The organism is Burkholderia sp. Tr-862 (assembly GCF_011753085.1).
Classification (GTDB): Bacteria; Pseudomonadota; Gammaproteobacteria; order Burkholderiales; family Burkholderiaceae; genus Burkholderia; species Burkholderia ambifaria.
This window is the reverse complement of sequence record NZ_VWWG01000011.1, coordinates 57,697-82,360: the sequence shown is the minus strand read 5'-3', so window position 1 is coordinate 82,360 and position 24,664 is coordinate 57,697. Positions and strand designations below refer to the sequence as shown.

Annotated in this window: 23 protein-coding genes; 13 read left to right on the top strand and 10 right to left on the bottom strand. The window is 65.7% G+C overall.

What is annotated here, in order from left to right:
- The 3 genes from cpaB to F3J14_RS06250 form a co-directional block, all read right to left on the bottom strand.
- Positions 1-600, bottom strand: a 600-nt coding sequence (gene cpaB / locus F3J14_RS06260; protein WP_166722268.1) for a Flp pilus assembly protein CpaB, incomplete at its 3' end; no start/stop codon positions are given.
- Positions 601-620: 20 nt separating this feature from the next.
- Positions 621-1,100 carry a prepilin peptidase gene (locus tag F3J14_RS06255; protein WP_166722267.1) on the bottom strand — a complete coding sequence of 160 codons (480 nt, stop codon included), beginning with the start codon at positions 1,098-1,100 and terminating at the stop codon, positions 621-623.
- 88 nt (positions 1,101-1,188) lie between these two features.
- Positions 1,189-1,368: a Flp family type IVb pilin gene (locus F3J14_RS06250; protein WP_105831465.1), complete on the bottom strand. Its 180-nt coding sequence runs from the start codon at positions 1,366-1,368 to the stop codon at positions 1,189-1,191.
- 717 nt (positions 1,369-2,085) lie between these two features.
- On the opposite strand from F3J14_RS06250, the gene F3J14_RS06245 reads away from it, so the two are divergent.
- Positions 2,086-3,042 carry a TauD/TfdA family dioxygenase gene (locus tag F3J14_RS06245; protein WP_166722266.1) on the top strand — a complete coding sequence of 319 codons (957 nt, stop codon included), beginning with the start codon at positions 2,086-2,088 and terminating at the stop codon, positions 3,040-3,042.
- Between the two features lie 312 nt (positions 3,043-3,354).
- On the opposite strand, the gene F3J14_RS06240 is transcribed toward F3J14_RS06245, so the two are convergent.
- A complete protein-coding gene (locus tag F3J14_RS06240; RefSeq protein ID WP_166722265.1) occupies positions 3,355-5,016 on the bottom strand; it encodes an ABC transporter substrate-binding protein in 1,662 nt (553 codons plus the stop codon).
- Between the two features lie 344 nt (positions 5,017-5,360).
- Between F3J14_RS06240 and F3J14_RS06235 the strand changes: the two genes are divergently transcribed.
- Positions 5,361-5,768, top strand: coding sequence for a DUF427 domain-containing protein (locus F3J14_RS06235; RefSeq protein ID WP_166722264.1), 408 nt, complete (start codon positions 5,361-5,363; stop codon positions 5,766-5,768).
- Positions 5,769-5,986: 218 nt separating this feature from the next.
- Positions 5,987-6,979: a sulfonate ABC transporter substrate-binding protein gene (locus tag F3J14_RS06230; protein WP_166722263.1), complete on the top strand. Its 993-nt coding sequence runs from the start codon at positions 5,987-5,989 to the stop codon at positions 6,977-6,979.
- 20 nt (positions 6,980-6,999) lie between these two features.
- Here the strand turns inward: F3J14_RS06230 and F3J14_RS06225 are convergent, their stop codons facing one another.
- From F3J14_RS06225 to F3J14_RS06210, 4 genes are all read right to left on the bottom strand, one after another.
- A complete protein-coding gene (locus F3J14_RS06225; protein WP_166722262.1) occupies positions 7,000-7,584 on the bottom strand; it encodes a putative glycolipid-binding domain-containing protein in 585 nt (194 codons plus the stop codon).
- A 172-nt stretch (positions 7,585-7,756) separates the two neighbouring features.
- Entirely contained in the window at positions 7,757-8,914 is a 1,158-nt protein-coding gene (locus F3J14_RS06220) for an iron-containing alcohol dehydrogenase (RefSeq protein ID WP_166722261.1), read from the bottom strand.
- Positions 8,911-9,246, bottom strand: coding sequence for a putative quinol monooxygenase (locus tag F3J14_RS06215; RefSeq protein ID WP_166722260.1), 336 nt, complete (start codon positions 9,244-9,246; stop codon positions 8,911-8,913). The genes F3J14_RS06220 and F3J14_RS06215 overlap by 4 nt, the downstream gene beginning before the upstream one ends.
- Before the next feature lie 189 nt (positions 9,247-9,435).
- The gene (locus F3J14_RS06210) at positions 9,436-10,152 is read right to left on the bottom strand and encodes an SDR family oxidoreductase (RefSeq protein ID WP_166722259.1); all 717 of its coding nucleotides are present in this window, start codon (positions 10,150-10,152) and stop codon (positions 9,436-9,438) included.
- Between the two features lie 133 nt (positions 10,153-10,285).
- On the opposite strand from F3J14_RS06210, the gene F3J14_RS06205 reads away from it, so the two are divergent.
- The 4 genes from F3J14_RS06205 (at position 10,286) to F3J14_RS06190 (ending at position 13,752) form a co-directional block, all read left to right on the top strand.
- Positions 10,286-11,263 (top strand): LysR family transcriptional regulator, encoded by a 978-nt coding sequence (locus tag F3J14_RS06205; protein ID WP_166722270.1) that lies wholly within the window; start codon positions 10,286-10,288, stop codon positions 11,261-11,263.
- 195 nt (positions 11,264-11,458) lie between these two features.
- Complete coding sequence (locus F3J14_RS06200; RefSeq protein WP_166722258.1) at positions 11,459-12,847, top strand: uracil-xanthine permease family protein; 1,389 nt, start codon at positions 11,459-11,461, stop codon at positions 12,845-12,847.
- A gap of 97 nt (positions 12,848-12,944) precedes the next feature.
- Positions 12,945-13,367 carry an NUDIX hydrolase gene (locus tag F3J14_RS06195; protein ID WP_166722257.1) on the top strand — a complete coding sequence of 141 codons (423 nt, stop codon included), beginning with the start codon at positions 12,945-12,947 and terminating at the stop codon, positions 13,365-13,367.
- A gap of 82 nt (positions 13,368-13,449) precedes the next feature.
- Entirely contained in the window at positions 13,450-13,752 is a 303-nt protein-coding gene (locus F3J14_RS06190; RefSeq protein ID WP_166722256.1) for a hydrogenase maturation factor, read from the top strand.
- Between the two features lie 50 nt (positions 13,753-13,802).
- Here the strand turns inward: F3J14_RS06190 and F3J14_RS06185 are convergent, their stop codons facing one another.
- The gene (locus tag F3J14_RS06185) at positions 13,803-14,015 is read right to left on the bottom strand and encodes a hypothetical protein (RefSeq protein WP_166722255.1); all 213 of its coding nucleotides are present in this window, start codon (positions 14,013-14,015) and stop codon (positions 13,803-13,805) included.
- A 358-nt stretch (positions 14,016-14,373) separates the two neighbouring features.
- On the opposite strand from F3J14_RS06185, the gene F3J14_RS06180 reads away from it, so the two are divergent.
- Both F3J14_RS06180 and F3J14_RS06175 read left to right on the top strand, forming a co-directional pair.
- A complete protein-coding gene (locus F3J14_RS06180) occupies positions 14,374-15,534 on the top strand; it encodes a DUF4382 domain-containing protein (protein ID WP_166722254.1) in 1,161 nt (386 codons plus the stop codon).
- Between the two features lie 64 nt (positions 15,535-15,598).
- Positions 15,599-15,760, top strand: a complete 162-nt coding sequence (locus F3J14_RS06175; RefSeq protein ID WP_166722253.1) for a hypothetical protein — start codon at positions 15,599-15,601, stop codon at positions 15,758-15,760.
- A gap of 385 nt (positions 15,761-16,145) precedes the next feature.
- Here the strand turns inward: F3J14_RS06175 and F3J14_RS06170 are convergent, their stop codons facing one another.
- Positions 16,146-16,703, bottom strand: a complete 558-nt coding sequence (locus F3J14_RS06170) for a TetR family transcriptional regulator (RefSeq protein ID WP_348771944.1) — start codon at positions 16,701-16,703, stop codon at positions 16,146-16,148.
- A gap of 166 nt (positions 16,704-16,869) precedes the next feature.
- On the opposite strand from F3J14_RS06170, the gene F3J14_RS06165 reads away from it, so the two are divergent.
- The 4 genes from F3J14_RS06165 (at position 16,870) to F3J14_RS06150 (ending at position 24,648) form a co-directional block, all read left to right on the top strand.
- Entirely contained in the window at positions 16,870-20,058 is a 3,189-nt protein-coding gene (locus tag F3J14_RS06165; protein WP_166722251.1) for a cytochrome P450, read from the top strand.
- A gap of 671 nt (positions 20,059-20,729) precedes the next feature.
- On the top strand, positions 20,730-21,605 hold the full coding sequence (locus F3J14_RS06160; RefSeq protein WP_166722250.1) for a phytanoyl-CoA dioxygenase family protein: 876 nt from the start codon (positions 20,730-20,732) through the stop codon (positions 21,603-21,605).
- A gap of 104 nt (positions 21,606-21,709) precedes the next feature.
- Positions 21,710-22,672 carry an SDR family NAD(P)-dependent oxidoreductase gene (locus tag F3J14_RS06155; protein ID WP_166722249.1) on the top strand — a complete coding sequence of 321 codons (963 nt, stop codon included), beginning with the start codon at positions 21,710-21,712 and terminating at the stop codon, positions 22,670-22,672.
- Between the two features lie 152 nt (positions 22,673-22,824).
- Positions 22,825-24,648, top strand: coding sequence for an acyl-CoA dehydrogenase (locus F3J14_RS06150; protein ID WP_166722248.1), 1,824 nt, complete (start codon positions 22,825-22,827; stop codon positions 24,646-24,648).
- Positions 24,649-24,664: the final 16 nt, after the last annotated feature.

The window sequence follows — 24,664 nt, the reverse complement described above, 5'->3', positions numbered from 1 at the left end:
CGTGACCGTGCGCGCGCGGACCGGTGCGTCCGCGGCGCTCGCGGGCGCCTTCGCGCGCTGGAATTCCGAGCCGACCGCGAGCACGCGCGCGCGCCGCACGACCGTCTCCGCTTCAAACGTGCCGGGCGTCGTCGCGGAACCGCCGATCTGCTGCGTGAGCACCACGTCGACGAAGTCGCCCGGCTGGATCAGCCCCGCGTTGCCCGACACGTCGTCGACCGGCACCGAGATCGCGCGCATGCCGGGCTGCAGCGCTGCCGCGAGAAAATCCGGCGCGCCCGCCGGAATCACGTTGTCCGCGCGGATCGGCGCGCCCGCGTCGACACGGTTGCGCAGCAGCGCGCCCTTCAGGTCCGCGCCCGGTTGCGATTCGACGAACGCGCCGGCCGGCACCTGCGTGCGCGGCATGGGTTTCCACGCGAGATCGTTGTCGCGTAGCAGCAGCCCTTCGGGAAGATCCGCCGCCGCGACCCGCACGCGTACCTCGGCCGGGTCGCCGGGAGGCGCAGGTGTCGACGCGGAAACATACAACTGGCGCAGGATGAACGCACCGATGCCGGCAGCGATGATCAGCACGGCCATTCTCAGGGGTTTGGGCATGGCGGCGCGCGTCCCCCGGGCTAGGTAAGCGAAAGTGCGTGAGGGAACGGCGCCCAGACGGCCAGCACGCCGCCGAGCGCAAGCGCGATGCCGTACGGCACGCCGCGCGTCGCCATCGTGTGCGCAGGCGCGATGCGACGCTGCCGTGCGACGGCCGCAAGCGTGGCGAGGCCGCACGCGGCGCCGCTCGCGCCGACGATCGTCAGCACCGGCAACGCGAGCGTCGGACCAGCCCACAGGAATACCGCCGCCGCCAGCTTCACGTCGCCGCCGCCGAGCCAGCCCGCGTGACGCAGCGCGCCGAACACCACCAGCATCGCCGCGGCGGTCGCGACGTGACCGGCGAGTGGCGCGAGCCCTTCGTGCACGAGCGCCGCCGCGACCAGGTACAGCATCGCGAACGCCAGCACGGCGCGATTGGACACGCGCCGCTCGCGCAGGTCCTGCGCCGCGATCGACACCAGCACGAGCGTTGCCGCCAGCTGTACGAGATAGAGCATCGGAGAGCCGTCCATCGGCGCGCCCCGGCTGGATACGTCGTACCGCTGCGGATCCGTGCGTTCGTCGGCGGCGCGCGGGTTCAGGAGATCAGATCAGCGAGGTGACCTTGTTGACCAGCTGCGTGAATATGGCCTGCAGGCCTTGCGCGCCGCTGAGGTACGTGCCAACCGCCGCGAGTGCAACCACGATGATGCCGGCCAGCACTGCGTATTCGAGCGAACTGACGCCCCGTTCATCGCGCAACAAGGACTTGACGTATTGCAGCATGACTCCCTCCGTGTGACGGGGTCGGTGATCGACCGTTGAATGTAAAGACGCTGCGTTGCTTCTGTGGCGGCGCATGGCGTTCGCCCATTCACGACTCATGCGGCGGCCCGGGCATCGGGCCGTTCGCATCCCCCGGAATCCTTTCGATCGCTGCAACGCGCGGGGTACGGCAACGCATCTGCCGGTACTTCGCGCGTTTTGTTGCGTGACCGCATTTGACACGATGCGGATCCCGCCGTTTCGTCTAGTGTATAGATAATTTTTTGGAGGATTTCAAATTATTTAGCGTCGGAGTGTATTTATGGACGGCACCCTTCAGCAATGGAATACAGGCACACCGCTTACCACTTTCTCGCCGCGGCACGCAAGGTCTGTCGCGGCTCGGCGTAAGAATGTCAACGATGACACGCATCATCGCTGCTGGCGGATGATTCAATATTTTTTGCTCGGCTTTTCCAAATTCACTTGATTCGCCTCTGCAAATATGTAAACGGCATTCACGCCCACTTACCGGCAATCTTTTCGCGCCTGCCGATTTGACCGGGAAAATATTCCACGTCCCGATCGAACGGCCCGATACCGCGCACGAGTCGCTCAGCATGACGACACATATCGATCGTCACGACGCGCGCTAAGGTTGTGACGATTCATCGGTTCCGGTTTCGCGCGGCCCCTGCTTGAATGGAGATCCGACCGACCCGAACCAGGAGACTCCCGATGTCCGACGTCCAGCATGCCGCTCACCCGTCATCGCATGCGTCGCACGCCGCTGCGCCGCACACGGCCGGCGCACCGCTTCAGCTGCGCCAGGTCGCCGGCCGGATCGGCGCCGAGATCGCCGGCGTCCGGCTGTCGAGCACGCTTGACGACGCGACGTTCGACGCCATCCAGGCCGCACTGCTGCGCCACAAGGTGCTGTTCTTCCGCAACCAGGACCATCTCGACGACACCGCGCAGGAAGCATTCGCACGTCGCTTCGGCGACACCGTCGCGCATCCGACCGTGCCGCCAGTCGACGGCAGCGCGCACCTGCTCGAACTCGATTCCGCGCACGGCGCGCGCGCCAACTCGTGGCACACCGACGTGACGTTCGTCGACGCGTACCCGAAGGTGTCGATCCTGCGCGCGGTCGTAATTCCGCCATTCGGCGGCGACACGGTGTGGGCCAACACTGCAGCCGCGTATGCGCACCTGCCGGAGCCGCTGCGCGCGCTCGCCGACACGCTGTGGGCGCTGCACACGAACGCCTACGACTACGCGTCGACGCACGTGCACGCCGACGACACGCAACTGAAACGCTACCGCGAAGTGTTCACGTCGACCGTCTACGAAACCGAACACCCGGTCGTGCGCGTGCATCCGGAGACCGGCGAGCGCACGCTCGTGCTCGGGCATTTCGTGCAGAAGATCAAAGGGCTGTCGTCGCAGGATTCCGCGCATCTGCTGCAGGTGCTGCACGAACACGTGACGCGCCTCGAGAACACCGTGCGCTGGCGCTGGCAGCAAGGCGATGTCGCGATCTGGGACAACCGCGCGACGCAGCACTATGCGATCAACGATTACGGCGATGCGCGCCGCGTCGTGCGCCGCGCGACCGTTCACGGCGATGTGCCGGTGGGCATCGACGGTCGCCGCAGCGTCGTGCTGAAGGGGCCGGGCGCGACACTGCAATGACGTGCGCCGCGCACGGTGCGCGGCGTCAGCCGCGGCCGTGCGGGTGCGATTCCTGCATTCCTGCGTTCGTGCGTTCCTGCATTTCCGACAGGACGATCCGGCCACGACCGTCCCGCCACCAGGCCGACGCGTGCATGCGCAACGATGTCGTCGGCCGGCCGCCCCGTTCACTTGCACCAGCAGCGGCGCATGAGTCGCATCCGTCGCGCTCGAAGGCTCGAAGGCTCGCCGGTCGAGACAGCTGCTGCACTCGCGCTGAACCGAACATCGCGTGGACCGCCGGCGCGCCCCGCACGCGCCGGCTTCCCTGCTTCAATCCAGCCACACGCCGTCGAACCGGTGGCCGCCGAGCGGCGAGAACGTCACCCCGTGCACGCGCTTCGAAATCGGCAGCGACACGATCGACGTCGCGATCGGCGTGAACGGCACCTGATCCTTGAACACGACCTGCGCCTGCTCGTAAAGCGACGTGCGTTTCGCGACGTCCGCGTTCGTGCGCGCCGCGCTCACGAGCCGCTCGAAATCCGCGTTGCACCACTTCGCGAGATTGCTGCCGTGCACCGCATCGCAACCGAGCAGCGTGCCGAGCCAGTTGTCGGGGTCGCCGTTGTCGCCCGACCAGCCGTACAGGATCGCGTCGTGCTGCCCGTCGCGTTTCGCGCGGCGGTTGTATTCGCCCCATTCGTAACTGACGATCTTCGCGCGCACGCCGATCTTCGCCCAGTCCTGCTGGATCAGTTGCGCCATCAGCTGCGCGTTCGGGTTGTACGGGCGCTGCACCGGCATCGCCCACAGCGTCAGGTCGAAGCCGTTCGGGAATCCCGCCTGCGCGAGGAGCGCCTTCGCGGCGGCCGGATCGCGCGGCGCGTCCTTCAGGCGCGGGTTGTACGACCATTGCGCGGGCGGCATCGGGTTCGTCGCGATCGTCGCGTCGCCGTTGAACACCGTCTTGACGATCGCCGTCTTGTCGATCGCGATGTCGAGCGCGCGCCGCACGTCGACGCGATCGAGCGGCGGATGCTGCGTGTTGTACGCGACGAAGCCGACGTTAAAACCGGTCCCCGAAAACAGCGTCAGCTTCGGATCGCGCCGCACCGTCTCGAGATCGGCCGGTCGCGGGAACACCGACACCTGGCACTCGCCGGCCGTGAGCTTCTGCAGGCGCGCGGCCGGATCGGGCGTGATCGCGAACACGAGATGCGCGAGCTTCACGTCGTCCGGTTTCCAGTAGTCGGGGTTCGCGTCGTAGCGGATCACCGCGTCCTTCTGGTACGCACGCAGCTGGAACGGCCCGGTGCCGACCGGAAGCTGGTTGATGTCGGCCTCGCGGTGGTGAGTCGCCAACTGAGACGCATATTCGGCCGACAGGATCGACGCGAACGCCATCGCGAGATTGCGCACGAACACGACGTCGGGCGACTTCAGCACGAAGCGCACCGTGTCGTCGTCGACCTTGTCGATGCGCTCGATGTTGCGGTCGAAACCGAGATCGCTGAAGTACGGGAAGCTGACCGGGTGGGCCTTGCGGAACGGACTGTCGGGGTCGAGCATCCGGCGGAACGTGAACACGACGTCGTCGGCCTGGAACGGACGCGTCGGCTTGAACCACGCGGTCGTCTGGAACTTCACGCCGCGCCGCAGGTGGAACGTGTAGACGCGCTGGTCGGACGACACGTCCCAGCTCGTCGCGAGCGACGGGACGAGATCGAGCGTGCCGCGCTTGAACTGCACGAGCCCGTTGTAGATCGTGTACGTGCTCGCGTCGAAATCGGTGCTGGTCGTGTGCTGGCCAGGATCGAAGCCGGCGGGGCTGCCTTCGCTGCAGTACACGAGCGTCTTGCCGGCCGGCGCGGCGAACGCGTGCGTGAACCCGCCGGCAAGCAGCAGCGACGCGGCCATGGCGCGCAACGCCACGACGGCAACGGACGTGCGCCGCGCACGATGCGCGGCGGATGAGACGAATGAAAGCTTCATGGTGGCGCTCGGACAGGACTGTCATGCGAATGACGACCGCCGATCTTCGCGCGCCGCCCGCCGATCGCTTACCAATTATTTCCGCGTTGCTTATCGCGGCGGATGCATCTCGCTGCCGCTGCATCGGATTGTCCATGCGAGCGCCGCGGACATGTCGACGAACCTCGACGCGACGGCCTACGCCGCGCACCGCCGCGCGCCGCCTTCCGGCCCCCTGCAGGTTCTCCGGAATTGGCGCATCGTATCGGTTGGCCGACGCCGGCACCGGCGCGCGGGGATCCGCCCGGCGCGCACGTTCCGGCACGGCGCGCTGCCGGCGCGCCGCCCTTCCTGGAGGACCCACGATGTCGATCAGCCCCGATACGCCCTCTCGTCCCGTGAAGTCGCCGGGCCCCGATCATCCGATCACGATCGAGCCGCATCCGTCGCGCGTCGTGGTCAAGGTGGCCGGCAAGACCGTCGCCGACACGCGCCGCGCGCTGGCGCTGCGCGAGGCCAGCTATCCGGTCGTGTTCTACATTCCGCGCGAGGATGCCGACATGTCGCTGCTGCAACGGACCGACCATGCGACCTACTGCCCGTACAAGGGCGATTGCGCGTACTACTCGATCCCCGCCGGCGGCGAACGCGCGACCAACGCGGTGTGGACGTACGAGCATCCGAATCCGGCCGTCGAATCGATTCGCGCGCACCTCGCGTTCTATCCGGACCGCGTCGACTCGATCGAGGAAAGCACGCTCGGCACCGATTGAGCGCGGCGGCGCGCTGCCGCCTCGTCGTTCACGTATCGCCCGGCCGCTGATTTGCATATGCGGATTCGTTGGTTGGCCGCCGGCCCGCGCGGCCGTATCGTCCTGAATCCGGCGCGGGCCTGCCGTGCGCATCGCCCGCAAACGGCTGCGTCCCGTGCTCCCGTGCGGATCGCGCCGCCAGCCCGCGCGCCCCGTGAACCCGCCAGCAGGACGCCTCGATGAACGACACCCCGCACGCCGACCTTGAAACGACCCCGGCCAACCCGCGCCGCCGCCACTGGCTGCATGGCGCGGCCGCCGGGCTGGCCGGGCTCGCGCTCGGCCCGCTCGCGGGCCTGCCCGCACGGGCCCAGGGCAGCGACAAGCGGCTGCGCATCGGCTTCCAGAAATACGGCAACTTCGTCGTGCTCAAGGCGCGCGGCACGCTCGAGAAACGGCTCGCGAGCCAGGGCGTGGCGGTGCAGTGGCTCGAGTTCCCGGCCGGTCCGCAATTGCTCGAGGGGCTGAACGCCGGCGCGATCGACGTCGGCACGGTCGGCGAGACGCCGCCGATCTTCGCGCAGGCCGCCGGTGTCGACTTCGTCTATATCGGCAACGAGCCGCCCGCGCCGCACGGCGAGGCGATCGTCGTGCTGCCCGATTCACCGATCCGCACCGTCGCGCAGCTGCGCGGCAAGAAGGTCGCGTTCAACAAGGGTTCGAACGTCCACTACCTGCTCGTGAAGGCGCTCGAACACGCGGGCCTCACGTACGCCGACATCCAGCCGATCTACCTGACGCCCGCCGATGCGCGCGCCGCGTTCGTGCAGCGCAGCGTCGACGCGTGGGTGATCTGGGATCCGTATCTGGCGGCCGCCGAACGGCAGCTCGGCGCGCGCGTGGTCGCGAACGGCGACGGGCTCGTGCGCAACACGCAGTACTACCTCGCCGCACGCAAGTATGCGGCCGCGCAACCGCAGGTGCTGCGCACGCTGCTCGACGAAGTCGACGCGGTCGACCGCTGGGGACGCGACAATGTTCCGGAAGTCGCGGCGCAACTGTCGCCGCTCGTCGGCCTCGACGCGCCGACGCTCGAAATCGCACTCAAGCGGGCCGGCTACGGCGTGCAGCCCATCACCGATGCGACGCTCGCGTATCAGCAGAAGATCGCCGACGCGTTCAGCACGCTGAAGCTGATTCCGGCCAAGGTGACGGTCGCCAACGCGCGCTGACGCTCCGCCGCTGCGACGCGTTACGGTGAACGCGTCGCGCCGATCCGCCGCCATTCGTCGTAATCGGTGACGAGGCCCGCCTCGTCCACCTCGATGTCGGCCGCATACGTGCCGCTCTCGTAGCGGTACACGCGTTCCGCCGTGCGCGCATAGCGCTGCTCGCCGCGCACGAGCTCGAACGCCGGGAAGCGCAGCCACGCGGTGTGGATGACGGTCGACGCGCCGACCGCCAGCCCGAGACGCCGGATCGGCAGCGTATTGGTCGATGGACTGAAACCGAGATCGATGTCGGTCGCGCCCGCGAGTGCCGGCGCGTCGGCGCCGTCGACGGTCCAGCGCCCCGCGTCGCATTCGATCTCGAGCTGCGTTGGCGGCGCCGCGCCGAGCCAGTGCGTCACGCGCACGGCACGCGTCAGCCAGTCGGCGCCGCACGCGATCGCATAGTCGACGCGAAACGGCGTGCCGTCGATCGCGCCCGCGACCGCCCCCGACAGATCGACGCCGTCACGCGTCTCGACGAGCCGGCACCATTCGGCCGTTTGCCAGGTCTGCGTGATCTGCCACGCGACGCATCGTGTGCGCGCCGCTTCGTCCCGTTGCGTCATGTCGTCTCCTGTCGAGCGTGTGAAGGCGATATTCACTCACGGCGCCGATGCTCGCACGTGCCACCTCGCAAGCCCGACGGCGAACTCGAATCGACCTGCAAGGATCCCGATCTGAAATAGCAGCGGCCGGTGGCGTTACACCACCGGCCGTCGCGCAGTCACGCGCGCCGCATCACCACGCGTGCCGATAGATCGCCAGCGCGTCGGCTTCCGTCACCTCGCGCGGATTGTTCACGAGCAGGCGCGTCTGCAACATCGCATCCGACGCCATGCGCGGCAGGTCGCCCTCGCCGATGCCGACCTCGCGCAGCGTGCGCGGGATGCCCGTCGCGACGATCAGCCGATCGATCTCGTCGATCAGCGCCTGCGTCCTCGCTTCGTCGCTGCCCGTCGCCGACGGCGCGACGATCGCCGCGAGCTCCGCATACAGCGGCGCGGCGGCCGGTGCGTTGAAGCGCAGCACATGCGGCAGCACGAGCGCGTTCGACAATCCGTGCGGCACATGGAAAATGCCGCCGACCGGATAGGCCAGCGCATGCACGGCCGCGACCGGCGCGTTCGCGAATGCCTGGCCGGCGAACATCGCGCCGACCAGCATCGCCTCGCGCGCGTGGCGATCGCGGCCGTCGTCGCACGCCTTCAGCAGGTTGCGCGACAGCAGCGTCAAGGCCTGCACGGCCAGCATGTCGGACACCGGATTCTTCAGCCGCGACGACGTATAGGCCTCGATCGCATGCACCATCGCGTCGATGCCCGTCGCAGCCGTTGCCGCACGCGGCAGCCCGAGCGTCAGCTCGGCGTCGAGGATCGCGACGTCCGCGAACAGGTGCGGCGAAACGACGCCCATCTTGCGCGCCTCGCCGACCGTGACGATCGACACGGCCGTCACTTCGGAGCCGGTGCCGGCCGTGGTCGGCATCTGCACGAGCGGCAGCCGCGACGTTGCCACCTTGTCGACGCCGTACATGTCAGCCAGCGCCTGCCGCCCCGGCGCGAGCGCGGCGATCAGCTTCGCGACGTCCATCGACGAACCGCCGCCGAGGCCGAGCACGATCTCCGCGTCGGCCGCCACCGCCCGCGCGGTCGCTTCGAGCACCACGTGCTCGGGCGGATCGGCGATCACGTCGTCGATCACCGTCACCTGCCAGCCGTGCGCGGCGAGGCTCGCCAGCGCGGGCGCCAGCACGCCGCTGCGATGCAGGAACGCGTCGGTGACGACGCACAGTCGCGCGAGCGTCGGAAAGCGTTCGCGCAACACCGCGCCGAGCCGGCGCGCGGCGCCGAATTCGACGATCTGCGTCGGAACGGTACGGAATTGAAACGGGTTCATCGGGTGCCTCCCGGTGGCGTCGCCGTGCCGGTGTCCGGCTGCACCATGTAGCACGTCACGTCGCGGCGATCGAGCAACGGAATGATCGCGCCGACACCGATCCGCTGGAAATGCGGCGTTTCCCGATGCACGTCGAGGCCGTCGGCCTCGCGGTAACGCTCGAGGATCACGATGTGGTCAGGCTCGACCGGCGAGCGGAAGTACGCATAGTCGAGGTTTTTCGGCTCGGTGCGCGTGAGCGGCGCGAGTTCCGCGAGCAGCTCGATCACGCGGTCGCCGTTGCCGGGTTTCGCGAAGAAATGGGCGATGACCTGCAGGTAGGGTTCGTTCATGCTGCGCTCCGTATTCGCCAGCAGCCCGTCGGGACGGGGCGTGATTCCACAATGCGCGGTCGCCGGTCGATACCGCTCATCGAACGGGGCGCTCGGCTGCCCGACACGGCGCCGACACCTCGACGTCGCATTGTATTGAATCGGCGCGCCGTGCGCAGCGCGTCGTCACGCGCCCCGCTGCAGCGGCCACTACCACGGCACCGTGCGCCCCTGGTAATCGAGGTATTCGAGCCCCGCGCGCCGCTGCTTCCCGATCAGCACGTTCACGAGACTCGGCACGCTTTCGTCGATCGTCAGTCGCGCATCGGGGCCGCCGAGTTCCGTGCGGACCCAGCCCGGCGCCATCAGCACCATCGCGCGCGGCGTCCCGGCCTGACGCGCCGCGAAGCTGCGCATGAACTGGTTCAGCGCGGCCTTGCTGCCGCGGTAGACCTCGCGCATGCCGCTGACGTTGTTCGCGACACTGCCCTGCCCCGACGACATCGCGCCGATCAGGCCGTCCGCGGTCACGAGATCGTGCAACGCCTCGATCACGCGCATCGGCGCCAGCGCGTTCGTGATCATCACGCGCACGAACTCGTCGGTCGTGACCTCGCCGATCGTTTCGTTCGGATCGTTGGTCGTGCCGGCATTCACGAACAGCATGTCGAAGCGCCGGCCCGACAGGCGCGCGCGCAACGCCGCCAGTTGTTCCGGCTCGCAGATGTCGAGCGTGTCGATCTCAAGCCGTCCGTCGAAGCGCTCGGCGAGCTCATGCAGCTGGGTGCGCCCCGATCCGGCGCGGACGGTGCCGGTGACATGCCAGCCCTTGTGCAGGAATTGCTCCGCCATCGCGAGCCCGAGGCCGCGCGAGGCCGCGACGAGCAGGATCGAGGGTGTGCTGGCGTTCGATACAGTCGATTGCATGGGTTCCACCTTTGCCGAAGTCCGTCATCCGGCCACTATAGGCGCGCACCCTCGCATGCACCAGACGCACCGAATTCAATCGATAGTTGCGTCAAACGCCGCGTCACCTCACGCGATGTCGTATGCTGTCCGGATGGAAGACATCGACCTGAACCTCGTCACCGCGCTCGACGTGCTGCTGACCGAAGGGAGCGTGACCGGGGCCGCGCGCCGGCTCGGACTGAGCACCTCCGCGATGAGCCGCACGCTCACGCGGCTGCGCACCGCGACCGGCGATCCACTGCTCGTGCGCGCCGGACGCAAGCTCGTGCCGACGCCGCACGCGGCGGCACTGCGCGATCGCGTGCATGCCATCGCGGTCGATGCGCGTGCCGTGCTTCGGCCGGCCACGGCCGACATCGACATGACGACGCTCTCATCCACGTTCACCCTCCGCGCGGCCGCATCGTTCATGGACATGCTCGCCGGCCCGGTGGTCGCCGCGATCGGCGACATCGCGCCCGGCGTGCGCGTGCGTTTCGTCCCGAAGCCCGACCGCGATCCGGGGCCGCTGCGCGACGGTACGGTCGACCTGGAAATCGGCAAGCGCGGCGACGACGCGCCCGAACTGCACACGCGCGAGCTCTTTCACGACTCGCACGTCGCGGTGGCGCGCGCCGGGCATCCGCTGTTCGCGGCGGCCAGAATCACGCCCGCGCGCTACGCGGCGTGCCGTCATGTGATCGCAGCGCAGCTCGGCGACTTCGGCGGCCCGACGAACGAGGCGGCCGACACGCCCGCACCCGCCCACACCGTGCAGGTCGTGGTGCCCGGCTATCCCGATGCGATGCGCGTCGCGGCCGGCACCGACCTGATTGCGCTCGTGCCGCGCTCGAGCCTCGGCAACGCATTCACGCCGGGGCTCGTGGACGCACTCGGGCTGCGCAGCTTCGCGATACCGGTCCGGCTGCCCGAAATTCTGATCTCCGCGCTATGGCATCCGCGCATGCACGGCGACCCCGTCCATCGCCGGCTGCGCGATGCCGTCATCGACGTGTGCAGGCGCGCGTATCCGGCGGCCCGCGCCCCACGCGCACCGGCGCGCGGCACGAAACCGCGCGGCCTCGGCTGAAGCGTCGCGATCCGCACGAAACGCTCGCGAGACAGGCAGCAGCCAGCCGACGATCCACAAGCTCGCCGCCGCGTGCTCGGCGGCACGCATCCGGCGCCGCTTTCCCGCCTCCCGACCCCTGCATCGCGCGCGGGCCGCGCCGCAGGGCCCATCGGCTAAAATGCCGCACTTTCCACCTTGTCCGGCCCGCTCGCCATGCAACCCGCTTCCCCCGCCCGATCCGCCTCCCCCGGCGCCGCCGACGCAGATCCGTCGCACGACCTCGTCTATGGCCCCAATGACCGGCCCGCGCCGATGGTCGCCTTCGTCGCCGCGCTGCAGCACCTGCTGGCGATCATCGTGCCGATCGTCACGCCCGGCCTGCTGATCTGCCAGGCGCTCGGCGTCTCGAGCCGGGATACCACGCTTATCGTGTCGATGTCGCTGGTGATTTCCGGCATCGCCACCTTCGTGCAGTGCAAGCGCTTCGGCCCGCTGGGCGCCGGCCTGCTGATCGTGCAGGGCACCAGCTTCAACTTCGTCGGCCCGCTGATCGCCGGCGGCAGCGTGATGGTCAAGCAGGGCACGCCGGTCGAGACCGTGATGGCTGCGATCTTCGGCGTCGTGATCGCCGGTTCGTTCGTCGAGATGAGCGTGTCGCGCATCCTGCCGTTCGTGAAGCGCCTGATCACGCCGCTCGTCACCGGCATCGTCGTGCTGCTGATCGGCCTCACGCTGATCAAGGTCGGCCTCATCAGCATGGGCGGCGGCTACGGCGCGATGGCCAACGGCACGTTCGCGAGCGCGCAGAACCTGACGCTGTCGTGCCTCGTGCTCGGCACGATCATCCTGCTGAACCGCGTGCCGATCGTGTGGGTGCGCAGCACCGCGCTCGTGATCGCACTCGTGATCGGCTATGCCGCGGCCGCCGTGCTCGGCCGCCTCGACTTCACCGGCGTGCATCAGGCCGCGCTGTTCCAGGTCCCGACGCCGCTGCACTTCGGCATCGGCTTCTCGTGGTCGCTGTTCGTGCCGATGCTGATCATCTATCTCGTCACGTCGCTCGAAGCGATCGGCGACGTCACCGCCACCAGCAAGATCTCGAAGGAGCCGATCGAAGGGCCGGTGTGGATGCAGCGGATCAAGGGCGGCGTGCTCGTGAACGGCGCGAACTCGCTGCTGGCTGGCGTGTTCAATACGTTCCCGAGCTCCGTGTTCGCGCAGAACAACGGCGTGATCCAGATTACCGGCGTCGCGAGCCGCCACGTCGGCATCTGGATCGCGGGCATGCTCGTGGTGCTCGGCCTGTTCCCGGTCGTCGCCGGCGCGCTGCAGGCCGTGCCGGAGCCCGTGCTCGGCGGTGCGGCGATGGTGATGTTCGGCGCGGTGGCCGCGTCGGGCATCAACATCCTGTCCGGCATCCAGCTCGATCGCCGCGCGCTGCTGATCATCGCGGTGTCGCTCGCGCTCGGCCTCGGCGTGTCGCAAGTGCCGGACATTCTGAACAGCCTGCCGCATGCCCTGAAGAACGTGCTGGAATCGGGCGTCGCCACGGGCGGTATCTGTGCGCTCGTGATGAACTGGTTCTTGCCGGAACAGAAGTAACGCTGGCGGCTCCATGACGACGCGACCCGGCGGGCGGGCCGCGTCGCGCTCGACGCCCCGGCTTGGCCGGGCGCCCGACACTCGCTAGAATCGGCCCATGCCTCAAGCCCCTCTCTCCACGAACACGCCGGAAGCCATTGCCGTTCCCGTCAAGGAACGGGCGACCATCGTCTGCTACCGCGAAGAACAGGTCTTGCTCGTTGCGCGCGCGACGTCGCGCTGGGCGCTGCCAGGCGGCACGATCAAGCGCGGAGAAACGCCGCTCGAAGCCGCGCATCGGGAACTGCAGGAAGAGACGGGCCTGACCGGCCAGCATCTCGTCTACTCGATGCAGTTCACCGGGCTCGCGAAGGTGCATCACGTGTTCTTCGCGGAAGTCGGCCCGGACCAGACGCCGCAGGCGAGCAACGAGATCGAGAAGTGCAAGTGGTTTCGCATCGACAGCGTCGACGCAGTACGCACGAGCATCCCGACCAAGCGCATCGTCGAGCTCGTCTACCGCCACGAACTCCTCAAGTAAGTAGACGCCCCCCAACGGCTCGCACGAGCCGATATGATGCGCCCGCGGTCCGTCGTCGCGTTCCCTTCCAAGCGAGCTGCAGATGAACAGTGCGTACACCTACCGCGGATACACCATCGACGTCCGCTGCGAATTCCGGCTCGACGAACCGCGCGACCACACGCCGCCGCCCGACACGCTCCGGTTCGGGTTCGTCGCGGTCGTGCAGGTGCGCACGGCCGGCAGCGCGCCGCGTCTGCTCGTGCCGGTCCGCCTCGCAGACGATGGCGGCCGCCTGTTCGACAACACGCTCAATGCGTTGGGCGCAGGCCGAGCGGCCGGCGAAATCATCGTCGACGATCTGTTGGTCGATTGCGGCTCAGCCGACGGGCGAGCGCATTCCTGAGCCGGGGGCCGGCCTCGAACGTGCTGCGCGGATCAGCGGCGTGCCGACGCTCAGTGCAGGCGCTTTCTTCGCAGTTCGTGCGTGGAATAGACGACGAGGAAGATACCCAGCATCGCGACGCCGGATGCAATGAAGTCGTTTGCGGTTCCCGCGCTGTTCAGCGATTTCGGGAAGATGCCGAGACTCAGTCCTGCAGCAGCCAGGAGCACGCCTGCCGCCACACCCCACACCGGTCCGGTGGTCTTTTCGATTGTGTTTTTCATACAGCACCCGTCTACAGTTATTGCCTGAGCGGTATCGGCGCATCGCACACGCATCTACCGTCCGTGCCTCGACTATAGCGAGGAAAAAATTAATACGGGTTCGGTGCTTTTACCCATCAAGTTTTTTGCGGCCGTAATCGTGCGGCGTCGCGGGCCGCCGGCATTCATCAGACGAATCGCGGAGATTCGGCCGCCAGCAGCGGCTTTCCCGCCGTTGCATCGCCATTCGCAATCGACCGGCAGCAGTCCTTACGCTCCGACGCACAATTTACCGTTCGTTTCAAAGCCGTCCACATTCCGGGCATTCCCGACCACTATGCTTCGTTGCATCCACAATCAAATCGGAGGGGGCGAAACCATGAACAACCACTTGTGGAAGGCCGCGCTGTGTGCGGCCATGGTGCCGTTTGCGCTGGCGGGTTGCGACGGCGGCGACGATGGCGGCGGCGTGCAGACCGGCACGCTGCATGTCGCGATGACCGATTCGCCTTCATGCGGATTCGACCACGTCTACGTGACCGTCTCCCAAGTGCGAGTCAATGCGAATACGAATGCTTCCGATAACGATGCAGGCTGGTCGACGATCACGCTGGCGACCCCGCGGAAGATCGACCTGCTGTCGCTGACCAACGGCGTGCTCGCCGATATCGGTCAGACCGCGCTGCCGGCCGGCCAGTATCAGCAGGTCCGCCTCGTTCTCGCGCAGAACCAGGGCAACAATCTCGCGAACTCGGTCGTTCCGACGGGCGGCACCGAGCAGGCGCTTGCGACGCCGAGCGCGACGCAAAGCGGTTACAAGATCATCCAGCCCTTCACGGTGGAACCGAACACGCTCGTCGACCTCGTGCTCGACTTCAACGCATGCAAGTCGATCGTTCAGCGCGGCAACGGCACGTACGCGCTGAAGCCGGTCGTCACCGCGATCCCGACCGTCGTGAGCGGCGCGATCTCCGGCTATGTCGCACCGGCCGAAGCCGGCGCGACCGTGTATGCGGAACAGGGTGGCAAGGTGGTCAGGGGCACCGTTGCCGACAGCACCGGGAAGTTCGTGCTGTCGCCGCTGATCCAGAGTTCGACGCAAGGCAACTACGACGTCGTGATCGTGCAGAATAACTTCGCGTCGGGCATCGTGCGCACGGTTCCGGTCGTTGTGAACACGACCACGGCAGTGTCGGTGTCGAACGCCCCAATCACGCTGCCGGCCTCGACGATGAGCACGGTCAGCGGCACGGTGACGGCAAGCGCCGACGCGTTCGTGCGGGCATTGCAGACCGTCGATGCCAACGCGTACGAGATCACGTCGATCAACGCGAACATGGACAACGGCGCCTATGCGCTCAACGTGCCCACGGCCGCACCGATCGTCGGTACGTACTCGGGCTCGCTGCCGGTCGCGCTGGCTGCGTCGCCGGCTGCCGCGGCACAATATACGATCGAGGCGGACGCGGCGTCGGGCGCAACGCAATCGACGAACGTCAACGCAACGACCAGCCAGTCGAACGTCAATTTCAGCTTCTGACGGACGCATCGGCAGCATCAACGAAAGGGCCTCGCGGCCCTTTCCTCGATAACGGGAGAACGAAGTGAAGAAAGCGGTTATCGCACTGCTCGCCGCGGCGAGCGTGGTCGGCGCGCTCGGCGGGTGCGTCGCATACGTTCCGGGTCCGCCGGTCGTGGTCGCACCGCAGGGCGGCCCGGGCAACGGATTCTGCCCGCCCGGACAGGCGAAGAAAGGCAATTGCTGATTGCATGAGGCCCGCGGAAAGCGGGCCTTTTTCATGGTGCCTGCATGGGCGCAGGAAGCGTGATGGCGCATGCGGCGATTGGCTGGATTCCATGTTGGCGGAAGGCAGCCGATGCCAACCATCGATCGCAGACACCCGCCAGCCCCCCCCAATTGCAGATAGCTACCTACCCACGACCCTCCCCATATCGGGCCCGGCAGCAATCCAATATCGGCCTCAGTGCCTTACTGGTGAAGGGCGTTCGACGAGAGTGTCAATTGTGCGAACTGAAACCACCAATCAAGTGGTCAGTTCCAACGTGCAACAGATGCACTTCCACCGCGAGATCGACGCTGCCCCCGGATTCCTCGAGGCGCTTCTTCAGGTGAGCATTCGTCTGCCGCAGCTAATTTGAATCCGCCTGCGCGAACCCTTGAGTCAGATCGAAAGCGTCGAGGATCGTCGCCGATGTCCTGGCCATGCGCTTGGCCATTGCGTCCGGATGCTCGCGCGAGGGGCCCTGGCGAAGCCAATGAACCGCCGTCCAGACCAGGCCACCGCCCAATACGGTCAGGCAATCCCCTTCCGCTTCCGTTCGGGTTCCTTCATAGGGTGGGAGGATGCGGCCCGCGACGAAAGTAACGACGTCATCGAAAAACGCCGATGTCGCCGCGTCGTTGAATACGGTCAGATAGAAAGACTGATGGGCCTGCAAATGCTGAAGGATCAGCGCAGTTTCCATTTCCATCGACTTGACGAACGCGACGTTCGTCGGGTTCAGCTGCTTGCCCTGCTCCTCGACGAACGTGAATGCGTTCTCGAGCCTCACCAACGCCGCCCGCTGAGCGGCGACCTGAAGGTCCGGGAAGTGCTGATAGAAAGTGGGGCGAGCGACGCCTGCACGCTGCACCAGTTGAGCAATGCTGAGCGTGTTCAGCGGCGCCTCGTCGAGCAGTTCCGTCACGGCCCGGACGAGGGCATCGTAACTGCGCTGAAAGCGAGGATCAGCGGGATTAGGGCTTACATCAGGTGGCATAAAAAAGCTCTGGACACGTCGTTTTGTCTATTTTACATTCGTTCAATAGATTGAGCTACGACGCTTCGACATGTCCCTGTGAAAGGTGATTGAAATGAAATCCTCCGCCCTCGTTCCGCAACCGCCGCTGAAGCCCATCATCGGTCACCTGATGGAAGTCCTCGGCCCCTCGCCGCTCGCCAAGATGATGGACCTCGCGCGAACGTACGGGCCGGTCTACTGGTTCGAGGTGTTCGGACAAGGTTACTACGTCGTCAGCGGGCAGGCACTCGTCGATGAGGTATGCGACGAAAGCCGGTTTCAGAAGTCCGTGCACCAGTCTCTGCTCGAACTGCGACCGGCGATCGGCGACGGGCTGTTCACGGCATTCAGCGATGAACCGAACTGGGCAAAGGCGCATCGCGTGCTGATGCAGTCGTTCGGGCCCCTCAGCATCTGGTCGATGTTCGACAAGATGGTCGACATCGCCGATCAGATGTTTCTCTACTGGGAACGATTCGGCCCCGAGACGCCTGTCGACGTGTCCGATCACATGACGCGCCTGACACTCGATACGATCGCGCTGTGTGCGTTCGACTGCCGTTTCAACAGCTTCTACCGCGAAGACCAGCATCCGTTCGTGGACGCGATGGTCGACACGCTCAGCGAGGCCGGCAAGCGCGAGTTGCGGCCGAAACTGGTGTCGAAGCTGATGCTCAGCCGGAGCCGGAAGTTCGACGCGGATATCGAGGTCATGCGATCGCTCGCGACCAAAATGATCGAGGACAGGCGCAAGCATCCGCACGACAGCGAAGAGTCGATGGACCTGCTGGACCGGATGCTGAAGGGCGTCGATCCGGTGACCGGAGAAAAGCTCGACGACGAGAATATCGTCTTCCAGATGATCACGTTCCTGATCGCGGGGCATGAGACGACGAGCGGGCTCCTGTCGTTTGCCACCTATTTCCTTCTCAAGAACCCGGACGTACTGCAGCGAGCACGGGACATGGTCGACGAGGTCGTCGGTAACGACACCCCGCGGATCGAGCATTTGGCGCGACTGCGCTACATCGAGCAGATCCTGATGGAAACGTTGCGGATCTGGCCGACGGCGCCGGCCTTCGCCGTCACGCCGCTCGCCGACACCACGTTCGGCGGGAAATATGCCGTTTCTCCAGACGACATCATCATGATCCTGACGCCGATGCTGCATCGCGATACCAGCGTCTGGGGCGACGACGTCGAGGCGTTTCGTCCGGAGCGATTTGCACCGGAGCATGCGGAAAAGCTGCCGCCGAACGCGTGGAAACCGTTCGGCAATGGTGCGCGCGCCTGTATCGGCCGGCCGTTTGCGATGCAGGAAGCCCACCTCGTTCTGATCATGCTGCTTCAGCGATTCGACTTCTCCTTTGCCGATCCGGACTATGAGCTGAAAGTCGCCGAAACCCTCACGCTCAAGCCCACCGGCCTGCGTATCAACGTGCGGCCGCGGGCGCGAAGTGCACGCAAGGTGTCGAACGACACGCTTCGCGTCCACGCGAGCGCCCAACGCCCGAGCGTCGACCACGCTACGTCGATCGCCGACAACGACGCGTCGAAGATGCTTGTCCTGTTTGGCGGGAACACGGGTTCGTCGGAGTCGTTTGCCCGGCGCATCGCAGGCGACGCAGGCCGCCACGGCTTTCATGCCACCTGCGCCCCGCTCGATGCGTTCGCGGGAAAAATCGACGGGTTCCCCGCGATCGTGGTCGTCACGGCTTCCTACGAAGGCCAGCCGCCAGACAATGCGAGATCGTTTCTGCCGTATATCGAGGCGATGAGCAACGGAACGCTGGACGGAGTCAAGTTCTCCGTGCTTGGATGCGGCAACAAGCAGTGGGCAAGAACGTATCAGGCGATCCCGAAGCGCGTCGACGAAGCCTTCGAGAAAGCGGGCGCCACGCGCGTTCACGCCCGGGGCGAGCTCGATTCGGGCGGGGACTTCTTTGGCGAGTTCGACCGATGGTATGCCGAGCTCTGGAACCGCTTTGCGATCAGCTTCGGGAAGGAAGCGCCGGTTGCGCAAAATGGCCATCCCGCACTCAGCATCAACTTCCTCGATAACGTTCGCGAGAAATTGCTCAGCGTTGACGCCATGACGCTCGCCATCGTGACCGACAATCGAGAGCTGGTCGATATTAGCGCGCCGGGAAGCCGCTCGAAGAAGCACATCGAACTGAAGCTGCCGGAAACGATGACCTATCGCGCCGGCGATTACCTGGCCGTCCTGCCTCGCAACTCGAAACGTAACGTCGATCGGGTATTGCGCCGATTCCGGTTGAGCTGGGACACGCAGGTGGTCATCGAAGGGGCATCGAGCAATCCCCGCCTGCCGCTCGGCCAGGCCATCGGTTGCGGCGAACTGTTTTCGAGCTACGTCGAACTTGCCGTGCCGGCCACCCGCTCGCAAGTATCGACGCTGGCCGCCGCCACGCGCTGCCCACCAGAGAAAGTCGAGCTCGAGCGCCTGGGCGCCGGCGCGTTCGAATGCGAGATTCTGGAAAAGCGAACCACCGTCATCGATCTGCTCGAACGCTTCGGGTCCGTCGATTTGCCGTTCGACAAGTTCCTCGACATGCTGCCCGCGCTGAAAGCACGCCAGTACTCGATTTCATCGTCGCCGCTCTGGAAAGCGGATCACGTTACGCTGACGGTCGCCGTGGTCGATGCGCCCGCGCTTTCGGGCAACGGCCGCCACGAGGGGGTCGCGTCGTCGTATCTCGCACGGGCCGACGCGGGGGACGGTGTGTCCGTGGCGGTCAGGCCGTCGAATGCGCGCTTTCGGCCACCGGCCGAACCGGGTCTTCCGATGATCATGATTTGCGCGGGTTCCGGTATCGCCCCGTTCCGCGGCTTTCTGCAAGAGCGTGCGCTACAGAAAGAGCGGGGAGAGAACGTCGGCCCGTCGTTGCTGTTCTTCGGGATCGACGACCCGGACGTCGACTTTCTCTATCGCGACGAGCTCGCCGAGTGGGCGAACCGCGGTGTGGTCGACGTGATGCCGGCCTATTCGAACCGCCCGGAGCAAGGCGCTCGCTTCGTTCAAGACAAGGTATGGCTCGAGCGCGAGAAAATCGCCGCGCTGTTTGCGCAAGGCGCCATCGTCTATGTCTGCGGGGACGGCAAGAACATGGCTCCCGCCGTGCGGGCCACGCTGGGTCGGATCTACCAGGATGCAACAGGCGAGAACGACGAGAACGCTCGTGCATGGATCGACACGATGGAGCGCGAGCATGGCCGATATGTTGCCGATGTGTTCGCCTGATGCGCACGACGGCCATTCGGAATGCGGTTGTTGGGCGGGAGCCGACGCGCGCTTGATCGACTCCGCCGCGGTTTTCCCGCGTTCTCTCGACTAGCCTCCGGATTCCGGCCGGCCCCCGCTCGCCTTCCTCCTTCCGTCCGGCCCCGGTCGATCACCGACCGAACCGGATGGGCGATCCTTCCTATCCATTCGACACCACACCGCCATCACGCCTGTACGCCGGCCACCGAGGCCGGCCGGCCTTCGCGCCGCGTTCAGCGGATGGCCCTGTCCCTCTTGCCCATACCGCCACGGTCTCGTGTCGTTCACCGGCCAAATCATTCGGAAAGCGAACGGGTTAACCATGATCGACCCTGGGGGAGCATGATGATAATTTTTCATCGTCGCTTGACTTGATCATTCGACCATATTTGACGCGAACACCCCGGCTCATCGATTACCCGACGGCCTTGTCGTATCCGGCACCGAGCACTGGCCGTCGGACCGTCAGGCTGTCGAGACGGGGGTGTGGCGAGTATGCGCTCCGTTGACCATCGGGAACGGAATCAGCCGCATAAAGCCGGAGCATATACGGTCATTTGATCAAGTCAAATACTCAACTTCATTTCCGATATCGGATTCAGAAAGCGACGCTGCTTTGATTGACCCGTCCCCACCCCGTCGAGATAACCATGAGCGCATGTAGCCGGACCATTCAAGACTCTCTCCCCATCGTCCCCAAGACGACGAGCGCGCAGGAAATCGTGTCGCTGATGAATCGATACGGCGGCGTCCGGATCAAGGGCTACCTGTCGGAGGAACAAGTCGCGAACATCAATCGCGAAGTCGACGGCCCGCTCGAAGGGCTTCGCGAAGGGTCGTCGCACGACAATGAATTGATCAAGGCATTCCACGGCGCGTATACGAAGCGCCTGACGAACATGATCACGCACAGCAAGACCTTTGGCGGCGTGCTCGACGACGACCTGTTTCATGAACTCGGTGAGGTGCTATACCGTGAAGAGTCTGGCGACTGGTGGCTGTCGACCGCACAGGTGATCGACATCGGCCCGGGCAACACCGCGCAGATGCTGCATCGCGATGTCGGCAACTTCCCGCCGCTGTGCGCGCTCGGCGTCAACGGGCCGACGGTGTTTACGAACCTGATGATTGCCCTCACGCGCTTCACCGAAGAAAACGGCGCCACCCGAATCATTCCCGGAAGCCAGAACTGGGACGAGGACTACTTCGACAGCAAGGGCACGCCCGACATGACCATTGCCGCCGAGATGGATGCCGGCGACGCGTTGCTGTTCAGCGGAAAAGTGCTCCACGGCGGCGGCGCCAACGTGACGAAGAACGAGCGCCGGCGCGGGCTCACGCTGCCGATGCAACCGTCCTACCTGACGCCGGAGGAAGCGTATCCGTTCATCGTCGACATGGACATCGTGAGAAGCCTGTCCAAACGCGTGCAGCGAATCATCGGCTTCCGCTCCCAATATCCGGCTGGCACGCCGGGCCTGTGGCAAGTCGACTACGACGATATTGCAACGCACCTCGGCCTTTGAGCCGCACACACAAGCGTGCATACGGACGGGTTCGGACCATGCGGCTCCGACCTCCTTCACGCGGATGCGCGAAGTACTACACCTCACCATCGACGAGACAACCCATGACCATTGACCTGACCAATCGTGTTGCGATCGTGACCGGCGCCGGTGCCGGCCTCGGGCGCGAGCATGCGTTGCTGCTTGCCCGATTGGGGGCAAAGGTCGTGATCAACGATCTCGGCAGCGATGTGAATGGCAACGGCGGCTCCGCCACGGCCGCCCAGCGGGTCGTCGACGAAATCGTCGCGGCCGGCGGCGAGGCGATCGCGAACAGCGCATCGGTGACCCATTCCGAACAGGTTCGGTGCATGGTCGATCAGGCGCTTTCGCAATGGGGTCGTGTCGACATCCTGGTGAACAATGCCGGCATCCTGCGCGACAAGAGCTTCAGCAAGATGACGCTCGACGACTTTCGTGCGGTGATCGAGGTGCACCTGATGGGCGCGGTGAATTGTTCGAAGGCCGTGTGGGAAACCATGCGGGAGCAACGGTACGGCCGCATCGTGATGACGACGTCGTCGTCGGGCCTGTACGGCAATTTCGGGCAATCTAACTACGGCGCCGCGAAGATGGCGCTGGTTGGGCTGATGCAGACGCTGGCCATCGAAGGCGAGCGATACGACATTCGTGTGAACTGTCTGGCTCCGACGGCTGGCACGCGCATGCTCGAAGGCCTGATGTCGGCGGACACCCTCGACACGCTGTCGCCTGCGTCGGTCAGCCCCGCGGTAGCAGTGCTTGCCGGCGAAGACGCGCCCAACCGCACGATCCTGTGCGCAGGCGCGGGCAGCTTCGAGAGCGCACACATCACGCTGACGCCCGGCATCCATCTCGGGGCGGGCGACTACGTCGTGCACCAGCTCGCGCAGCGCCTTGGCGAGGTCACGAACCGGAACGGCGAGACCGTTCCTTCGTCCGGTGTGGCCCAGGGCGATCTCGAGCTCAAGAAGGCCGGCATCGCCGCCGCGAATGCACAGGCGCGGCCCCGTGCACGACAACGCGTGGACAGCGCTGCGCAAACCTGAACGTGCTGTACCGTCCGGCAGCGCGGTCGTGGCAATGAACACCATCACGCGCAGCCATGCCTGGGGGACCGATTTCCGGCGACGGTTATTCGGATTCCTCAGTTTTTGTCCTGCAGATTACGAAGCCAACCAAATCCCGCCCGCTCTATTTCATGACTAGCGAACTCACCCTCTCCCGTCGCGACGTGGAGTTCATTCTTTTCGACTGGCTGCAGGTCGAGTCTCTTGCCGGCAGGCCACGATATGCGGGGCAAGACCGCTTCGACTATACATCCGTGCTTGATGTCTACGAATCGCTCGCCACGGATCTCTTCAAGCCGCATAACAAGAAGAACGACAGCAACGAACCCGCATTCGACGGGGAGCGCGTCATCATCAATCCGGAAGTCGGCATCGCCTTGCGCGCATTTTCGGACGCCGGCCTGATCAGCGCGTCGTTCTCCGGCGAGTGGAACGGCATGAGCCTGCCGAGCACCGTGGAGCGGGCCGGTATGGCGTATTTGCTCGCAGCCAATCCGGGTACCGCGGGCTACGCGTTTCTGACGATCGCCAATGCCAATCTGCTCATGGCCCACGGCGAACGGGAGCGGGTGGAGCACTACGTGAAGGCCATGTCGGAAGGTCGGTGCTTCGGCACGATGTGCCTGTCGGAACCGCAAGCCGGGTCGAGCCTTGCCGACATCCGCACGCGTGCGGTCCCGAGCAAGGACGGCCGCTACCGCCTGTTCGGCAACAAGATGTGGATTTCAGGCGGCGATCACGAGCTTGCCGAGAATATCGTCCACCTGGTGCTGGCAAAAATTCCCGATGAGAACGGCCGGCTTCCGCCGGGCACCCAGGGCATCTCGCTCTTCACGGTTCCGCGCAAGTTGATCGGCCCGGACGGCCTGCCGGGCCCGCGAAACGATGTCGCGCTGGCAGGCATCAATCACAAGATGGGATATCGCGGCACCGTGAACTGCCTGCTCAATTTCGGCGAGGGCCGCTACCTCCCGGACGGTGAGGCCGGGGCGATCGGCGAGATCGTCGGCGAGCCCGGCAAGGGGCTGGCGTACATGTTCCACATGATGAACGAGGCGCGTATTTCGGTCGGCCTCAGCGCCGCCTCGATCGGTTATACGGGCTATCTGCACGCGCTCGATTATGCAAAGACGCGCGTACAGGGGCGGCCACGCGCCGACCGGTCGCCCGCCTCCGGGCAGATCCCCATCATCCGTCATGCCGACGTCCGGCGCATGCTGCTGGCACAGAAGGCTTATGTGTCCGGCGCGCTGGCGTTGTGTCTTTACGCGGCGCGCCTGAGCGACGATATCCAGTCGCTGGAAGACGCCGACGGCCGCGAGGAAGCCCACGGCCTGCTTGACCTGCTCACCCCCGTCGTCAAGAGCTGGCCATCGCAATGGGGCCTCGTCGCCAACGATCTCGCCATTCAGGTTCACGGCGGGTATGGATACACGCGCGAGTACAACGTCGAGCAGTTCTATCGCGACAACCGCCTCAATCCGATCCACGAAGGCACGTTCGGCATTCAGGCGCTCGACCTGCTGGGCCGAAAAACACGTGCAAATGGCGGTGTCGCCATGGCGGCGCTCGGCAGGAAAATCGCCGCGACGATCGCGCGCGCGGAGTCGATCCGTTCGCTCCAGCGCCACGCCGGCACGCTCAACGCCGCCTGGGAGCGCGTCCGTGCCGTCACCGATATGTTGCACCGGCTCGACGATCCCGATGTTCAGTTGGCAAACGCCGCTGCCTATCTCGAAGCATTCGGGCATGTCGTGGTCGGCTGGCTCTGGCTCGATCAGGCAATCGTGGCCAGTACGCTCGAGAACGGCCCGACGGGAACCGACTTCCATCGCGGCAAGCTCGCCGCATGCGACTACTTCTTCGGATGGGAAATGCCCAAGGTGGCCGCGTGGCTCGCGGTGGTCGATCCAGTCGAGACAACGCCACTCACCATGCCGGAGCACTGGTTCTGATCCGTACGCAACGTCT